This is a genomic window from Roseivirga sp. E12, from assembly GCF_017592825.1.
GTDB lineage: Bacteria > Bacteroidota > Bacteroidia > Cytophagales > Cyclobacteriaceae > Roseivirga.
Genome location: NZ_JAGFMD010000006.1, coordinates 42713 through 59615 on the forward strand (window position 1 = coordinate 42713; position 16903 = coordinate 59615).

Here is a 16903-nt window from a genome sequence, read left to right on the forward strand (position 1 = left end):
TTAAAATTTGGCCGCAAGTTAGATCACTAGACTTAAGTAAACTAAAAATCCTTCCTTTTAGCCGTTCTGATTAGAAGGCCAATCGGGAGTATTGCCCATAATGTCAAAACAAGGAGTGATATAATCATACCAGAACCGTTGCCAAAGAAGTTTTGAAAAAGTGCACCCGTATAACCGAGCAAAGCGGATATATCAAGCTTTAGTAAAACCAAAATTCTGGACAGATCGATTGGGTTAAACATACTGGCGAAAAGCGTGAACTTATCAAGCGGGTAATCATCGAACATTATCAGTGAGATGAGGAACAGTCCATCATAGATTACCGCCATAAAAAGCCATAATAGTATGGCATAGCCAAAGCCTTTCACTTTGTTTTCATTTCGGAGAGAGATATTAACTGACAAGGCTACGAAAATGAAGGTCAGAAAGGCTCCCACTAAGAGTAGCAAGGCAAAATCCCAAATCTCGGATGATTGAGCTACACCATATATAATAAAAGGTATACCCAAGCCAACGACTAAACTCAGAGACAAAGAAAGAGCAATACCGAGGTATTGGCCCAAGAAAATATCTCTTCGCTTGATGGGCTGTGATAACAACAGTTCAGTAAATTCCCGAGCACTATAGAAATACATAATTCCGAAGATGGTACCGATCATTGGCGTTAAGACTACAATGACATTCATCAGTGTAATCACCGCTTTTGACAGATCATTATTAAGGAACAAGAGCACGAAGCCCAGCAACAGATAGAAACCAAAGTAGACATAACTCCATCTACTTCTGGCAAGATCGGCAAAGCTATATTTCAATATCTTAAGCATCGGATTCTAGTATTTTAGCGATAGAATGCTCAAGATTCTTTTGACCTGTTTGGTCCTTCAGCTCTTGAACTGAGCCCTGGAAGAAAATCTGCCCCTCTAACAAGAAAACGATCTGATCAGAAAGCTCTTCAACCAAACTCATAATATGTGTAGTGATGAGAAAAGTCTTTCCCTTTTCCTTTTCCTCCTGAATCAATGCCTTCAATCGAATCAGTGAAACTGGGTCTAGGCCCGCTGTGGGCTCATCTAGAATCAATAAGGGGCTGTCAAACATAAAAGTCAACACGATATTGACCTTCTGCTTGGTGCCACCAGACAGTTGTCCAAGCTTTTTGTCCATTGAACTCTCAAGTCCAAACCTCTCGATCAACGCATGCTCATTGGCGTCCACATCACGAATATTCTTAATCATTTCGATCAATTCGCGCACCGTAAGATTATCCGGAAACCGAGCAATCTGAGGCATATAGCCAATCCGATTTCTATAATCCCAGTTATTCAACACTGGTTGATTGTCAAAATAAATCTCTCCCTCTTGAGGCAGCACCATTCCAAGTATGGTTTTCAGGATAGTCGTTTTACCAGAACCGTTAGGCCCCAATACGGCAACAACCCCCTGCTCCTCTATTTGGAAATTAACCCCTTCCAATACCTGAAGCCTGCCGAATCGTTTATATAAGTTTTCAATTCTGATCATAAGAAAAGCTTTTCATAGCCGGAGCATTATCAACAAGATTATCAGGGGTGAAAACTGGAGAAACTCGTTCTGAGAAATTGATGATATCGACAAAGAGACTTCTCAGGAGTATGATTGTCTCTGGGGTTTTATTTACTACGTAAGAGAAGAGTTTTACGGGCCTGTAAGGAACATCTCCAACACCATTTTTGTCAAGGTCATATCCAGCGTATGAACTCCAATAATTGCCTTCGAACTTATTGTCATTCATTTTCGAATTGTAAGAGACATCAAATGAGTTGCTCAGAAAGTTATTCTTTGAAAACACATTGGTATAGGAACCACCACTCACTTTTATCGCCCAACCATTCCTTTTGAAATCATTTGACAGGTAATTCACCCTAGTGCAGCCTTCAATGAAAATGCCTATCGTATTCTCCTCGAAGGTGTTGTCTACTACCTCTGCATCGTAAATTTCTTTGAGGAGCAATCCATAGGATGCGGTACCCCAATTTTGAACAAAACGGTTTCGTTTCATCTCAATAAACTTGGAAAACATGACGGCCACGCCTGCACCGTTTTCTCTGAAGGTATTGTCAAGATATTTATCGTGGTTCGAAAACATAAAATGTAGTCCGTATCTAATATTATTATGACTGTTATTTCCTGAGACAGTACTCTCATTAACAAATTCTAGATAGACACCATCCCGCAGTCCACTTAATTCATTACCGCGAATCATAAGGTTAGAACTGTGCCAGGCATGTACGCCATTGCCAGAATCATCCTCACGTATGCGATCACTCTCAACTTTGTTTTCTGCAATTAGGCCGTGATGAGATTTCTCTATGAGTACACCAAAGAATGGATCAATGATTGTATTGCGGACGATGCTAAAATGACTTGATCTTGAGATATAAATGGCCGCATAGTCTTTTGTATAGCTCCTTCCTGCATTGATGAGCTTGAGGTCAAAAACATGCACCTCATCACTCAAAATCTTCAAAATGTAGTTCTCCCCTTTGCCGTCTAGAACAGCACCGACCTCACCAATGATTGTAATAGGTTTTCTTATTTCGAACCCTACTGTTGTGTAAGTGCCCTTCTTTATCAAGAGTGTATCAAAAGGAGATGCTTGGTCATATGCTGCTTGCAGTGTATTTGCCTCACAACGACTGCACACCTCTACTATACCCCCCTTAAGAAGGGTCACAATAGATAACAGTAAGAATCCTATTAAGTACCCTCTCATTATTGATTTCTGAGTTCATCTAAAAGCTGATTCCAGCCTAATGTCTTTGTAGTTCCATGGGAGAGATGCTGCTGCAAGTCATCTGCGTTTTCGAAAGCCGAAAGATTGGCTCCCATAGGGCTTGGTATGTTTTCGGAAATAAGATAGTGTGCTTGTTGTGCATCTATCAGGATCTTCGGGCTTGCATAGTCGACCACTAGGTAGAGCTCAATAGGTGCCTGATCCCATGCTTTCAAATGATTGACCATGCATTCAATTGCATCATAGTTAAAAGCCTTCCCCTTGGTAGTGACAATTTGAGCTGCGTGTTTAGAATCGACTATTGTCATTTTACAAAAACTACACCCATCAGCACCGTAATGAATCTCTTGAGGTGCTACTTCGCACGAAGCCAAGAAAACTATGAGGCTAAGCAGTATCCAAACCTTCTTCATATCCTTCTTCTTTTTTTGCTTGATAAAATGCCAACACTGTCAAACCCATTCCCAAAAACATGAGATACGCTCCTGCCCTCGGCATAGAAATGGCTTTAAAGTTCAATATCATTTTTGCCCCGATTAATGGTGGCTGGTAAGACATGGGTTCACCATCTGGAGTAGTGAATTTAATTGCTGCATTTTGCTTGAGGTTGTGTCCATATTCATATTCCCATTGATAGAAATCATACATGCCCAGTGTACCCAAAGTCGTCATTAATATAAACCAGGCGAGGTATAGCTTCTTCCTACCAATTAACCCTACTACAACTCCCAGTACGGCCATTCCTGCAATGATCATTGGGAAATACTCAAACTCGGGAATGGTTTCTGGAATATCTTTCATGCCCACATAATGGTTCATGATATTGATGTTTTTGATATCATTTGGTGCTGCACCTTCAAATCGATTGATATAAATATCCATGCCGATACTTTCGGGATACTGAGGGGCTTCCAATGTGATATTCCAGAGAGGAAGTACAAACAATGGAAGAAGTAGCAAAGCACCGAACATCATTAAGAGTTTCGACTTTTTCATCTCTAAAGGTTTTTAAGTTAATGGCAGAACTATACTCTGTAACAGACTACAGAAAAAGGTGTGTTAATAGAAAAGAGAGGGTAACCTGCTAGACTTCAGGCCACCCCCCACTCAAACTAGTTCAATTCATCTCCATCAAGGCTCCATTTTAGAGCAATACTTGAGTTTCTCGGAGATACTCTTATGTAGCCCTGCATTTCCTGATGCAGTGCGGAACAAAAATCGGTACAGTAGAATGGCCAAACACCTACTTTTTTAGGCTCCCAAACCGAGGACTTTGTCTGACCAGGCATAATGAGGAGTTCAGAAGAGTTCTGGCCGATCATGGCAAATCCGTGAGGCACATCAAAGTCTTGCTCTTGGTTTGTAATGTGGAAGTACACTTTGTCTCCAACTTTTATTCCTTCAATATTATCTGGCGTAAAGTGACTACGTATGGTAGCCATGGAAATGTGGACTTCATTACCTTTTCTCTCTATTGTAACTTCATTTGGAGTTGTCACTGCATAAGGGTGCTTATTATCTTCCAGCTTATAGAACTTTTTAGCCTTAGGTGCTAATAGCTCGGCAGGAATACCAGCTGCATAGTGTGGCTCTCCATGGGTAGGGAAATCGTAGAGAAGCTCCATTTTATCACCAGAGATATCATAGATCTGTGCAGAGTGCTCCATTTCTGGACCTACAGGTAGGTACCTATCCTTCGTAATTTTATTCATTGCTACTACATACTTACCGAAAGGTTTTCTGGAATTACCACCTGGGATCATTAAGTGACCCACAGAGTAATAAGTCGGCTGTCGATCGAGCACTTCCCAAGTACCCAATTCCCATTTTACCACTTCAGAAGAGATAAAAAAAGTAGTGTAGGCATTCCCCTTACCATCAAACTCAGTGTGCAATGGCCCTAAACCACCGCTTCTTACAGTTCCTGCTAAAACATCCTCATAGTTCAAAATAGGAATTCCGTACGCATCACCGTCAAACTTTTCAGCCTCAATGGCAGCAATCATTTTATCAAAAGAGTGTACTGTTAAATCTGCTGACAATTTCCCACTACCGATAATGTATTCCCCTGATGGGTCAACATCACAGCCATGTGGAGATTTTGGAGTTGGCAAAAAGTATATAGCTCCTGGTATATCGATTGGATTTACAGTCAGCACTTCTTTTTTCATAGTACTTGTAGCCATATGTGTAGATTCATCATAGACATTATGCGCATATTCCGCAGGCATTTTAGTACCACCACCGTTATTCACGTATTCTTCAATTACCTTCCAGTTAATTGCCGCAATAAAGTCCTTATCGTTCTGTGAAGAATTTACCTCTTGCAAAGAGTTAGCTTCTTCCGTGTTATATGTAGAGAAGAACATCCATCCGTGAGACTTACCGCGTCCTGGATGGGAAAGGTCATAATTAAAGCCAGGCATGATTATTTGGAATTTTATATCCATGTGCCCGTGCTCTGGATCTACGCTAATAAATGAAAGGGCTCCTTTAAAGTTTCCTTTATACTCATCGATTGGCATATCACGTTGTGGAACAGGCACTGAAAAACGAGTACCCGCTACTACATATTCTGTATTTTCAGTCACGAAAGAAGAACTATGATTACCGGCACTATTAGGCACCTCAATAATTTCTTCTGTCTCAAAAGTGCTTAAACTTATTCTCGCGATTCTGGGCGTGTTATTACCGTTGATGAAAATCCAACGTCCATCAAGTTCCCCGTTAGTTTGTGAAATATCTGGGTGGTGAGCATCATCCCAAGGCACAAAACCATGAGAGGTTTCGAACATCGGCTTAGTCTCTTCAGAGTAGCCATATCCAGATGTCGGAAATTGTGAAAAGACAGGGATTTCCTTGAACATTCTACCAGAGGGTAATCCGTATACCGTAAGGTTACCACTATATCCACCTGACAAGAATGCATAATATTCGTCTTGCTCTCCTGGAGCCACATAGACTCTTTCGGCAACACTACTACTTAGGGCTCCATTGCTCCCACTATTAGGAGAACAGCCCACAATGATCATTGCCAATAGCACGCTAATGACAACTGAGGTTCTATTTATAACTTTCTTCATTTCTTTAGTTTTGGTTGGTTATTAAGGTAAAATCACCTTGTCTACCACATTGATGATTCCATTTGACGTCTGAATAGAAGCGAGCACTTTGGCACCAGCTACCCAAACATCCTCTCCATCGACAACGACTTCTAAGTAGTCACCGGTGGCCATATAGATTTTGCGGCCTTTGCTAGCTTCTCTTTTTAAGTCCTCCATATTGTAAGACCCTGGGGCAGCATGTCTGGTAAGAATAGTAGTTAGATCTCCCTTGTTTTCAGGCTTTAATAGATTATCTACTGTACCCTCAGGTAATGCTGCAAATGCATCGTTGACTGGTGCAAAAACCGTGAGTGGTCCTGCATTTACCAAGATGTTTTCAATCTGTGCCGCTTGTACCGCTACAACCAGCGTACTATGTGCTTCCGAGCCAATCGCTACCTGCAGTATATTTTTATCCGACTCATTATCTTCGACAGAAGCCTGTCCTTGAAGATGAGAAGGAGTCTCTGAAGCAGTCGTTGAACTCTCTGTCTTACTACCGCTGTTACAGGCCATTATTGAGCCTAGCGACAGTAGTAGCACCAATATTTTTAATTTAGTTGCCTTCATAATCTTTCTTTTAAGGTTTTATATCTAAAGCGATCTGAAATACTCCAAAACCGCTCTTGCGTCTTCTTCGCTAAGGTTTTGATTGGCCATAGGCGAACCATTAGCTTCAATCAATAATTGCTTAGCTATGGGGTCCTTCTGAACCATTTCACTGGGATTTAAAATCATATTCATCGTCCATTCCGGAGTTCTTCTTGTCAGAATATCTTTTGGTGAAGGACCGATGAACTTTTTATCAATCTTGTGGCATGCCGAGCACATTGACTCAAAAATCTGCCGACCGCTGGCTATTAGCTCAGGATCCATCTCGCTGGGAAGAATTAGGCTTTTGACAGGCCCTATTCCTTTGTTTGACTGCCATTCGGCCATGGGGTCAGAGGGAGCTTTTTGGGTCTTAGCCTTTATTTCGTCAATCTTACTTTGACCGCCTCCACAGCCGAGTATTCCTACAAAAAATAACAGTGTTAGTAAGAGGTTTATAGTCGGTTTCTTCATCACAATCTTGGTTTATATATTGAGACAAAGGTATTTCCGGATGCATAGAGATCTCGTGATATGCATCACCGACAATAATGATCTTGTCATTGGTCCTGTTATGACCAATTCGACTTTAGAATTATGACGGATATCATAAAAAAATCCTCATTGAATATCAATGAGGATTTTAAAACCTAAGAGGCTACTCTCAAGCTATACTTTCATAGTAAACCATTTACCAATAGTCTTCCAATTTACCTTAACACCATACATCAATATACCGATGCGATAGACTCTTCCAGCCATCCAAAGTGTTCCAATAAACCCTCCGATTAGAAGTACCATTGAAAGAGCCAGTTGCCAATCCGGCACTCCGAATGGAATTCGAGCCATCATGATAATTGGAGAAGTGAATGGTATCAGAGATAGTGTCACCGCCAGTCCACCATTCGGATCATCCAGTACAAAGAACATAGCCATTATTGATGCTATGATAGGGATGATGATAGGGAACATAAACTGCTGAGCATCTTGAATACTATCCACTGCCGATCCTATCGCTGCATAAAGGGCTCCATACAGTAAGTAGGCACCCATAAAGAAGAATAGGAAGCAAAGTAATATCTTAACCACAGGGACTGTGGCAATCATGGCTTGGATATCGGCCGCCATCTCTTGTTGACTTGTCAATTCCATAGCTTCTTGAGGAACTTGCTGAGAGGCTGCTTCCATCACTGCGCTATCGCCAGATAGAATACTTAAACCTACAGTACCCAACCCACCGATAAGTACAAACCAAATCAACAACTGAGTAAAGCCTACAGCACCAACTCCCAAAACCTTACCCATCATTAATTGGAAAGGTCTCACTGATGAAACAATTACCTCAACAATTCGTGAGGTCTTCTCATCGAGCACTGACTGCATGATTTGCGCACCGTAGATAAAGATGAACATATAGATCAGGAAGCCTGTGCCGTAGCCGATCGCAAAGCTCAATTTAGCATTACTCTTCTGTGCTTCTCCACTCTCGGAAATATTGAACGAATCCAGATCTACACGGACCCTTAGGTTATTAATTACCGTGGGGTCAAGACCAGATTTATCGAGCTTGATATCCTCAAGTTTATTACGGATATCGCCTTCCAGACGCTCCATTGCCTGAACACTCGGATTTGTCTTAGAATACAGCTCAAACCCTGAAAAGTCAATCACGGAGCCATCTCCTAGATCGACATTGGGTAGATAAAGAAGTCCGAAGGCTCCTTGCTCAAGCATATCCTTTTTAGCTGACTCCAGATCACCTGTGATATACTCAAACTCAAAGCTCGTTACATCGAAGGCATCATTGAAATAGCCACTTTCGTCTAAAACTAAAACCTTATCGCTTCTAGATTCCTTCTCCTGAGTGGCAAAGTATACTATCGCGAAAATAATGGCTGGCATTACCAATGGGGTAAGGATGGTCGCTAACAAAAACGACTTCTTCTTTACCCTTGTCATGTACTCTCTTTTTAGTACTAAGAATATCTGCTTCATGATTTACCTCCTTCTACGATGTCGATGAAAATGTCATTGATGGAAGGCACCACTTCGACAAATGAATGCACTTCAATGAGACTGATCAGTTCTTTTAGAATATCGTTAGGCGACTGACCTTCTTTGGCCTGAACGGTTGACTCAGATAAATCATCGTCCACGCTAGCTGTATCTAGAACATCAAAGTTATTACTTAGCCCATTCAGAGAGCCCTTATAGTTGACAACGTACTTTCCTGACTTAAAGGAGTTTTTAATGTCTTTTTTGGTACCATCAAGAATCTTCTCAGACTTATTGATCAAAGCGATGTCATCACAAAGTTGTTCTACCGATTCCATTCTATGGGTAGAGAAGATAACGGTTGCCCCCTTATCTCTCAGCTCAAATATTTCATCCTTAATCAGGTTGGCATTCACAGGATCGAAACCTGAAAACGGTTCATCCAAAATCAAAATATCCGGTTCATGTAGCACGGTGGCAATGAATTGAATTTTTTGGGCCATACCTTTTGAGAGGTCTTCGACTTTCTTTCCAGACCACTCGGTTAAACCCAGTTTATCCAACCAGTTCTTAATCCTTTTCCGAGCTTCGCCACTAGGCAAGCCTTTCAGTTGTGCGAGATACATCAGTTGCTCTCCCACTTTCATTTTCTTGTAAAGGCCCCTTTCTTCAGGCAAATAGCCTATGTCTTTGATATGCTTAGGGTTAAGTTTTTCACCTTTTATGGTAATCTCACCCGCATCAGACATGATGATTTGATTGATGATCCTTATGAGCGTGGTTTTACCCGCTCCATTTGGTCCCAAGAGGCCAAATATAGACTGCTTTGGTATTGCGATACTCACATCATCCAATGCCTTATGTGCGGCATAGTTTTTTGTGACATTATTCGCTTCGAGAATATTCACTGTAGCTTCAATTTAATGGTGAATAAAAATAGTCGCTTTGAGATACAAAACCTCAATGCGGATGCTAAATAGAAAAAACAGTAAATACTAGATGGTGTTTAAAAGGTAAGCGGAAGAAGAAGCCGTTTTACGGATTAAAACAACCGCTCAGATTTGATCACTTTGAGAAAATGACGCTACCCATTGACAAATCAATATTGAATTCTAATAAATTCTCAGCATCAGGATCGTAGCTGGAGCTCACAAAAACATTGTCCCGTATTTTTTCAAAGCCAGGTGGTATTTTGAACTTGCGATAAGACGTGTCCTTCATTCGAACGATAATAGGAATGTCTTCTTTGGGCAAATTGATCTGCAAAGAGCCTGCTCCTACCCTTGCCCAAATCTCACTGGCTCTTTTGGGAAGCTCTTCAAATCCCAATACTAGTGTGCCGAAACCTACTTCAGCAAAGATATTTTTTGCTCGTGCCAGATTAAGCCTCTCAATTTCTATATCACCCAGATCTACAGTGACACTGAAAGTATCCATCTCCATCCTGTTCTGCATCTTGGAGAGATAACCCACCTTTACATGCGCATTAGCAGAGCTGATTTTCAAATTCTCAACGGCAATATCAGAAAGGTCAATGTATGCCTTCCCCACACCATAGTTAAGGTCTAAGTTGTAGGGCTTGTAATTGGTGAAGTAGATATTCCAATAGTTTTCATCATCGGTCTTCTTCTTACCAATGATCTTTGAAATTTTGGCACCGAAGCCCTCTTTTCCATTATCCTTGAGGTTTAACCAAGCGCTTAGGACCTCTCCCTCGTGTTTTTCACCAAAGTCACTTGTTATGTATTCTTCATTATGATGACCCAATATATTGATTGGGTAATTGCCTTTTCGTGTACGGATTTCACAGGTGCCTGAAGCGGCTTTCAGATGGAAATATACCTTCTCGCAAGCATCGCTGTCTTGCACGGTAAAGTGCTTTTTTGTTTGAGCCAAAACATTCATCCCTGCAATCCCTACTATGGCTACTAGTAAAAGTACTTTTTGCATTCAGTTGCTTACGTTTTGTTTAAAGTTTGGGTTACACCACCCACTTCAAACCGAAGTATACAGCTTTAGTTTTGAATTGTAGCTGACATTCATAAAAAAAGCCTCGATCCCAATGTCTGAGATGAGGCTTTTACTCCTTTATAGTAATGCTCTTAGAAAAACTCTCTTACTCTATCAAAGAAGCCTTTCTCTCCCTTACCGGGTTTTGGCTGGAAATTCTCAGATTCTCTCAATTTTTCAAGAATCTCAGTTTCTTCTTTCGAAAGCTTTTTAGGTGTCCAAACATTCACATGAATGAGCTGATCTCCTTTGCCATAACCATTGATATCTTTAATCCCTTTTCCTCTAAGCCGAAGGATTTTTCCGCTTTGCGTACCCGGGTCAAGCTTAATTCTCACCTTTCCGTCAATTGTCGGTACTTCCATGCTTTGGCCAAGCGCTGCATCCGCAAAGTTCACGTATAGGTCGTAGACTACATTGGTACCATCTCGTTTTAAGCTCTCGTGCTCAATCTCTTCAATAACAATGAGTAGATCTCCAGGTACTCCACCACCTGGAGCCATATTTCCTTTGCCTGACATTGACAACTGCATGCCATCACCAACGCCCGCAGGAATTTTGATTGGAATCACTTCCTCCTGCATTTCAAGACCAGTGCTATCTACGCCTGGAGGTCGTTTGTCAATGACCTGACCACTACCACTACACGTGCTACAGGTGGTTGCAGAAACCATCTGGCCCAGCATAGTATTGACCACTTTTTTCATTTGACCCGATCCGCCACAAGTAGGACAGGTTTTGAAAGTAACGCCTTCGGCATTGATCAGGCGATTTACTTTAATCTTCTTTTCAACACCATTAGCAATCTCTTCTAGTGTCAGCTTTAGCTTAATGCGCAGAGCAGATCCCTTGCGTTGCCTTCGGCCACCGCCTCCACCTCCGAAAAAGCTTTCGAAAGGGCTACCGCCTCCACCGAAAATATCTCCGAATTGGGAGAAGATGTCTTCCATGTTCATGCCGCCACCGGCACCACCACCGAATCCTCCACGCATGCCTTCATGACCAAATCGATCATATTGAGCACGCTTCTCGGCATTGCTGAGCACTTCATATGCTTCAGCGGCTTCTTTAAACTGCTCTTCAGCCTCTGGATTATCTGGGTTTTTGTCTGGGTGATATTTGATCGCCATTTTACGATAAGCCTTTTTCAGCTCATCTTCAGAAGCGCCCTTGCTCACTCCAAGAATTTCGTAGTAATCTCTCTTTGCCATAATTAAGATCCTATGACCACTTTCGCAAAGCGAATTACCTTCTCACCTAGATAATAGCCCTTCTCAACAGTGTCGATTATTTTTCCTTTTAATTTTTTCTCTTCTACAGGAAACTGGGTAACGGCTTCATGCAAGTCTGCATCGAAGTCAGTTCCTTTTTCGGTTTCCATAAGTTTTAGCCCTTTAGCTTCTAAAGACTTCAAAAGCTTATTGTGAATCAGGCTGAAGCCTTCTTTAACAGCATCAATATCCTCTTGCTTTTCATTGGCCTGGTTGGCTCTTTCAAAGTCATCAACAATTGGCAGTAACTCTGTCATTAGGTCAGAAGAAGCTGTCTTAATCAAGTCAATTCTTTCTTTGGCATTACGTCTTCTGAAGTTTTCGAATTCAGAATATAATCTCAAGTATTTGTCCTTAGCCTCGCCTAATTCAATCTCCAGTTTTTCTTCTGCAGTCAAATCATCCTCTTCCTGCTCTTCAGATTCGGTCTCTGCCCCGTTTTCTATCGTCTCCTCAATTGGTTGCTCTTCAGTAACCACATTGGTTTCTTCAACAGTTTCTTTCGTCTTCTTCTCTTTTGCCATTTTTGCTTAATTCTAAACGCATTGCCAGTCAGCAATTTTATTGCCAATGGAAAATAAGTGTCAATATGACATGATCTCAGGATTTGACAACCAATTAACCCTTGTCTGACAAACAAAATAGACCACATCTCGTATATGGTCGATGAACTACCAAGAGATCCTTTTTTATAAACAACTCCCGATCTCCTGATCATTTTTAAAACTTAAAAACAACCATGAAACGTAATTCAATCTATTTAATGGCCTGTATGGCGCTGTTTGTCCTAATGGGCAATCAGACATTTGCGCAAAACACTATCACCACACCCAGGGCACCTAGCCCCGCAGCAGAGGTGAGTCAGACCATTGGTATTTCCAAGGTCACTATCAATTATTCCAGACCATTTGTCAATGGTAGAACTGGAAAGATTTGGGGACAATTGGTTCCATTCGGCTACACAAATTTAGGCTTTGGCAATGGCGGCAATAATCCATGGAGAGCTGGTGCCAATGAAAACACAGTAATCACATTTTCTGATGACGTTAAAGTAGAAGGCAAAGATTTGGCTGCAGGTTCATACGGACTGCACATTGCAGTATTCGAAAATGGAGATGCCGATATCATCTTTTCTAATAACACCACTTCTTGGGGAAGCTACTTCTACCTTGAATCAGAGGATGAATTAAGAGTAAAAGTCAAATCAACTGAAAATGCTTTTACAGAATCATTAACCTATGATTTTGTCAATATCGATGCTACTTCAGCACAGGTGGTTTTGGATTGGGAAAACAAGCGATTCCCTTTTAAAGTAGAGTTTGCGGTACACGATCTTGTTGTGGAAAATGCAAGCAATCAATTGCGTAGTACTGCTGGTTTTGGGTTCCAAGGCCCTATGAGTGCCGCTCAATATTGTGTGAATAACAATGTGCACCTAGACAAGGCCTTGGCTTGGGCTGACCAAGCCATCGCACTTCAAAGAAATGCTCAGACTTTAGGCTTAAAAGGTCAGATTCTATTCGCTACTAAAAAGAACGATGAGGCAATTGCGGTGATGAATGAAATGGTAGATCACCCAACTACGCAAGCCAATAATGTTTACGCTTATGGCAACCAACTGATCACACTTGATCAGGACAAAGAGGCCTTAGCAGTATTCCAGAAAATGTACAAGAAGTGGAAAACAAATATTTTTTCACAGCACGGTATGGCTAGAGCATACTCAGCTAATGGCGATTTCAAAAAGGCTATAAAGTATGAGAAGGAGTGCTTGGCAAATCCAAACCTACCTGCTAACAACAAGGCAGCATTGGAAGGATTCTTAAAGCGACTAGAAGCGGGTGAAGATATTACTGCACCGCCTGCTGGATAATTTTTATTGAAATGGAGCGTTAAGGTCGGCCCAATGGGTCGACCTTATTTATTTGTGGATTTCCAGATGGCGTCTTTCAATTCAACCAACCCCATATTGGCCAAAGAAGATATGAACAGGGTTTCTATGTCTTTGGGCAAGTTCATTTTAATCTCTGCAATCAGTTCTTCATCTAGCATATCGCATTTAGAGATGGCCAAAATCCTCTCCTTATCGAGCAATTCGGGATTGTACTTTGTCAACTCATTAAGTAATATCTGATATTCCTTAACGATGTCATCTGCATCTGCTGGAACCAGAAAGAGTAGAATTGAATTTCGTTCGATGTGCCTAAGAAAACGTAGCCCTAAGCCCTTACCTTCTGATGCACCTTCAATGATACCCGGAATATCAGCCATCACGAATGACTTATGGTCTCGATACGAAACTACACCTAAGTTTGGCACAAGTGTGGTAAATGGATAGTCTGCAATTTCAGGCTTAGCCGCTGAAACTACTGAAAGCAAAGTTGATTTACCGGCATTAGGAAAGCCTACCAGACCGACATCGGCCAAAAGTTTGAGTTCCAGAACGCAAGTCTTTTCCTCCCCTTCTTCCCCCGGCTGCGCATACCTCGGAGTTTGTTTGGTCGCTGTCTTAAAGTTCTCATTGCCCAAACCACCCCGACCACCAGGCAGCAGAACTGCCTCTTGACCTTCTTCGGTTACTTCGAGTAATACCTCACCTGTTTCAGCATCTTTAGCAATTGTACCCAAGGGTACTTCAAGAATGACGTCTTTACCATCTGCTCCTGAACTTCCATGCCCGCTACCATTGCCACCATTATCTGCGGTTACGTGCTTCTTGTATCTCAAATGGAGCAAAGTCCAAAGCTGTGTATTTCCTCTGAGGATGATGCTTCCTCCTTTGCCACCATTGCCGCCATCAGGTCCGCCTTTCGGCACATGCTTTTCTCTTCGAAAACTTACGGCACCAGCTCCCCCCTTACCTGATTGGCAGTAGATTCTTACGTGATCGATAAAGTTAGAACTGGCCATATTTCATAGAATAAAAAAAGATGACCCTGAGGTCATCTTCAATATAAAATTTTATTGGGCATTAAGCCATATGAGACGCTACTGCAGCTGATATATCAGCAAAAATACTCTCAATTGTGCCTACCCCATTGATCTTACAAGTCTTGTCTTGCTTTTCGTAGAAAGCCGCAACTGGCAATGTTTTATTCAGGTACTCTTGAATTCTGACATTGATCTTTTCTTCGTTTTGATCGTCTACGCGACCTGAAGTCTTACCTCTTTCTAAAAGTCTTTTCTTGAGTTCATCTTGTGGCACGTCTAGCATAAGCATACAACCAATGGCTGTATTATGACTGCTTAACAAGTCATCCAGAGCTTCTGCCTGAGCCACTGTTCTAGGAAAACCATCGAAGATAAATCCCTTAGCGTCTGTATTGGCCTGAAGGAAATCTTCTACCATACCGATCACCACTTCATCGGGAACCAATTTGCCATTGTCCATGAAAGACCTCGCTTTCTGACCAAGCTCGGTTCCTTCTCCCAAATGCTTTCTAAATAAGTCTCCTGTAGATATATGTTTTAAGCCAAATTGCTTAATAAGATTTTCACTCTGCGTTCCCTTACCTGCACCAGGAGGGCCAAATAGTACAATATTAATCATCTATTGATTGGATTTAACAGGCCACAAATATAAGGATTATCCTTACTCCTGCTTGAGTTGATAGATATCTTTAAAGTTCCTTCCGAGGCCATCATAATCGAGACCATAACCCACTACAAACTTCTCTGGTATCTCGAAGCCTTTGTATTTGATATCAAGTTCGCATTGCAGGCAATCTGGTTTTACCAAAAGCGAAGCAATCTCTATCGAGCTTGGGTTTAATGCTCCAAGGTTTGCCAAAGCCTTTTGCATGGTCAGTCCGGTATCCACTATGTCTTCCACCAAAATAACGTCTCTACCTGCAATATCTTCTTGCAGGCTGACTACGCTACGGACTTCCCCGGTGCTTTCCATTCCATTATAGGAGGACAGCCTCACAAAAGTCACTTCGCATGGCACATCAACGGATTTCAAAAGGTCACTGCAAAACATGAAAGCACCATTTAATACACCTATAAACAGTGGGGTCTTATCAGCATAATCATTTGAAATAGCAGTTCCTATACGAGATATAGCCTCTTGAATTTCTCCTTCAGAAAGAAATGGCTGGAATGTTTTGTCGTGGACGGTTATGTAGTTCAATTCTCCTTCGGATTAGAGGGCGAATATATTACAATTGTTCCATAAGCACCTTGTACAAAGCGACCATACAATCAATGTCATGTTTGTGCACAATTTCATCAGGACTATGGACATTATCTTCGGGCGCACCGACAAAACACCAATCGAATGGATAAGGCGAGACCTGCAGCTCTCGGCCATCGCTCGAACCAGCACCTTCTACTTCCAATTGAAAATCGATCTGGCTTTCACGAGCAATACCTATGATCTTGTCGATAAAGCTTCTCCTGGGAACATTCCGATCGCGCATTGAAATGGCAACACCTTGACCATGCACAACACCTTCGGTTACCCAAGTGATATCAGAAATCAGGGCTTGTCTTACCCCCCACTCTTCAAAAATGAATTTGGCCAGATAAGGCACCGACCCACCACCATGTTCTTCCCAGCATGAAAAGACGATGACTCCATTTTCTAAAGTTTCAGCTACTTTGAGCGCATTAAAAACACCTAGACGATTATCAAGATAGCAAGACTGAACATAGTCATCGGTATCACGAAAGTCTCTTTTGAAAACCAGTTCGGTTCCACGATCGACCCCTCTAGGGAATTTATAATGGAGGTCTCCATCATTTTCAATCAGTTCACACTCAATAGGCCCCATTGAGTCCTGGCCTACTAAAGTATATCCAGTTTCGGCCTTTGGCCCACCAATCGGCACCAATTGATCGTGATAGCGCACCGTAAAGCCAATGCTATCAACATGTGCGAAGATGGCCGTTTTTGGCTGTCCAAATTTCAGGATGATAGCATCTTGAAAGTTTTCTCCAATATGAACTTCAGGCTGCACCCTCCATTTCTTTTGGTGTGCTTTAATATAATCGAGCAGAAACTCTTTCATCGCTCCCTCATTGCCAGAGGGGGCATGAATTCCACACATTGTTTCTAGTAAGGAGTAGTCCATAGAAATATTTTGCCCTAAAATTAGCAGAGACCCAACACATTCTTGTTGGTAGCGTTCAGAAAAATATAAATTGCCGTTCGAAAT

The 16903-nt window shown here is 41.7% G+C and carries 18 protein-coding genes; 1 reads left to right on the forward strand and 17 read right to left on the reverse strand.

The window, feature by feature from the left end; translation table 11 throughout:
- Positions 1-41 precede the first annotated feature (41 nt).
- The 13 genes from J4E76_RS13875 to J4E76_RS13935 form a co-directional block, all read right to left on the reverse strand.
- Positions 42-824: an ABC transporter permease gene (locus tag J4E76_RS13875; protein ID WP_208505143.1), complete on the reverse strand. Its 783-nt coding sequence runs from the start codon at positions 822-824 to the stop codon at positions 42-44.
- The gene (locus J4E76_RS13880) at positions 817-1521 is read right to left on the reverse strand and encodes an ABC transporter ATP-binding protein (protein ID WP_208505145.1); all 705 of its coding nucleotides are present in this window, start codon (positions 1519-1521) and stop codon (positions 817-819) included. Before J4E76_RS13880 ends, J4E76_RS13875 begins: the two co-directional genes overlap by 8 nt.
- Positions 1508-2713, reverse strand: coding sequence for a nitrous oxide reductase family maturation protein NosD (locus J4E76_RS13885; RefSeq protein WP_208505147.1), 1206 nt, complete (start codon positions 2711-2713; stop codon positions 1508-1510). Before J4E76_RS13885 ends, J4E76_RS13880 begins: the two co-directional genes overlap by 14 nt.
- 38 nt (positions 2714-2751) lie before the next feature.
- Positions 2752-3186 (reverse strand): nitrous oxide reductase accessory protein NosL, encoded by a 435-nt coding sequence (locus tag J4E76_RS13890; protein WP_208505149.1) that lies wholly within the window; start codon positions 3184-3186, stop codon positions 2752-2754.
- Positions 3161-3769, reverse strand: a complete 609-nt coding sequence (locus J4E76_RS13895) for a hypothetical protein (RefSeq protein ID WP_208505150.1) — start codon at positions 3767-3769, stop codon at positions 3161-3163. The genes J4E76_RS13890 and J4E76_RS13895 overlap by 26 nt, the downstream gene beginning before the upstream one ends.
- 116 nt (positions 3770-3885) lie before the next feature.
- Positions 3886-5856, reverse strand: a complete 1971-nt coding sequence (gene nosZ, locus J4E76_RS13900; protein WP_208505152.1) for a Sec-dependent nitrous-oxide reductase — start codon at positions 5854-5856, stop codon at positions 3886-3888.
- A 21-nt stretch (positions 5857-5877) separates the two neighbouring features.
- Positions 5878-6447, reverse strand: coding sequence for a fasciclin domain-containing protein (locus tag J4E76_RS13905; protein WP_208505154.1), 570 nt, complete (start codon positions 6445-6447; stop codon positions 5878-5880).
- 24 nt (positions 6448-6471) lie between these two features.
- Complete coding sequence (locus tag J4E76_RS13910) at positions 6472-6942, reverse strand: cytochrome c (protein ID WP_208505156.1); 471 nt, start codon at positions 6940-6942, stop codon at positions 6472-6474.
- Between the two features lie 195 nt (positions 6943-7137).
- On the reverse strand, positions 7138-8463 hold the full coding sequence (locus J4E76_RS13915) for an ABC transporter permease (protein ID WP_208505158.1): 1326 nt from the start codon (positions 8461-8463) through the stop codon (positions 7138-7140).
- Entirely contained in the window at positions 8460-9371 is a 912-nt protein-coding gene (locus tag J4E76_RS13920; protein WP_208505160.1) for an ABC transporter ATP-binding protein, read from the reverse strand. The genes J4E76_RS13915 and J4E76_RS13920 overlap by 4 nt, the downstream gene beginning before the upstream one ends.
- A 157-nt stretch (positions 9372-9528) precedes the next feature.
- Positions 9529-10413: a hypothetical protein gene (locus J4E76_RS13925; protein WP_208505162.1), complete on the reverse strand. Its 885-nt coding sequence runs from the start codon at positions 10411-10413 to the stop codon at positions 9529-9531.
- Between the two features lie 152 nt (positions 10414-10565).
- Positions 10566-11684, reverse strand: a complete 1119-nt coding sequence (dnaJ, locus tag J4E76_RS13930) for a molecular chaperone DnaJ (RefSeq protein ID WP_208505164.1) — start codon at positions 11682-11684, stop codon at positions 10566-10568.
- A 2-nt stretch (positions 11685-11686) separates the two neighbouring features.
- Positions 11687-12268, reverse strand: coding sequence for a nucleotide exchange factor GrpE (locus J4E76_RS13935; protein WP_208505166.1), 582 nt, complete (start codon positions 12266-12268; stop codon positions 11687-11689).
- A gap of 215 nt (positions 12269-12483) precedes the next feature.
- Between J4E76_RS13935 and J4E76_RS13940 the strand changes: the two genes are divergently transcribed.
- Complete coding sequence (locus J4E76_RS13940; protein WP_208505168.1) at positions 12484-13617, forward strand: DUF2911 domain-containing protein; 1134 nt, start codon at positions 12484-12486, stop codon at positions 13615-13617.
- 44 nt (positions 13618-13661) lie between these two features.
- On the opposite strand, the gene obgE is transcribed toward J4E76_RS13940, so the two are convergent.
- The 4 genes from obgE to J4E76_RS13960 all read right to left on the reverse strand — a co-directional run bounded on the left by obgE (position 13662) and on the right by J4E76_RS13960 (position 16819).
- A complete protein-coding gene (gene obgE, locus J4E76_RS13945; protein WP_208505170.1) occupies positions 13662-14654 on the reverse strand; it encodes a GTPase ObgE in 993 nt (330 codons plus the stop codon).
- A gap of 61 nt (positions 14655-14715) precedes the next feature.
- A complete protein-coding gene (locus J4E76_RS13950; protein WP_208505172.1) occupies positions 14716-15294 on the reverse strand; it encodes an adenylate kinase in 579 nt (192 codons plus the stop codon).
- 42 nt (positions 15295-15336) lie between these two features.
- On the reverse strand, positions 15337-15876 hold the full coding sequence (hpt, locus tag J4E76_RS13955; protein ID WP_236017473.1) for a hypoxanthine phosphoribosyltransferase: 540 nt from the start codon (positions 15874-15876) through the stop codon (positions 15337-15339).
- Positions 15877-15904: 28 nt separating this feature from the next.
- Positions 15905-16819, reverse strand: a complete 915-nt coding sequence (locus J4E76_RS13960) for an aminopeptidase (protein ID WP_208505173.1) — start codon at positions 16817-16819, stop codon at positions 15905-15907.
- Positions 16820-16903: the final 84 nt, after the last annotated feature.